Raw genomic sequence first — 556 nt, forward strand, 5'->3', positions numbered from 1 at the left:
GAGAGGACCCCTTGAGTGGACACCTCTTCGTCTTCTTCAACCGCACGCGCGACATGGTGAAGGTGCTGTGGTGGCACTCGGGCGGCTTCTGCCTCTTCTCCAAGAGGCTGGAGAAGGGCAGCTTCCGCCTGCCGCATCCGCTGCCGGAGGACACGGGCGGGGTGAGGCTCGAGGCGGTGGAGCTCACCCTGCTGCTGGAGGGGATTGATTTGAAGGCCAGCGTGCGCCGGCCGCGCTGGCAGCCCCCACCTCTCAAGTCACCTGTGTGAGAAAACCTCTTGCGTTGAGGGACCGGGCCGTGGCTCATGTCGCGCGTCATGAGCGCACAGGCCCCCGGCAAGAAGAAGACGGACGTGCACGGCGTGGCGGCGCTGCTGCGAGGGCTGCTGGCCGAGGGCCAGGAGGAGCAGGCCATTGAGCTGGTGGTGGGCCTGCTCACGCAACTGGTGGAGAAGAACGCCGAGTTGGAGCTGCGCCTGCTCAAGGCGATGCGCCAGCGGTTTGGCCGCCAAAGCGAGAAGCTGACGGCCGAGCAACTCTCGCTGTTTCTGACACA

General features: G+C 65.8%; 2 protein-coding genes. Both read left to right on the forward strand.

Annotation, left to right across the window (positions count from 1 at the left end):
- Positions 1-269 (forward strand): IS66 family insertion sequence element accessory protein TnpB (gene tnpB / locus Q664_RS47150; RefSeq protein WP_043412693.1); only part of this gene is annotated, 269 nt, incomplete at its 5' end.
- 48 nt (positions 270-317) lie between these two features.
- On the forward strand, positions 318-556 hold a 239-nt coding region (locus Q664_RS47155), incomplete at its 3' end, for a transposase (RefSeq protein ID WP_200883874.1).

The organism is Archangium violaceum Cb vi76 (genome assembly GCF_000733295.1).
GTDB classification, from domain to species: domain Bacteria; phylum Myxococcota; class Myxococcia; order Myxococcales; family Myxococcaceae; genus Archangium; species Archangium violaceum.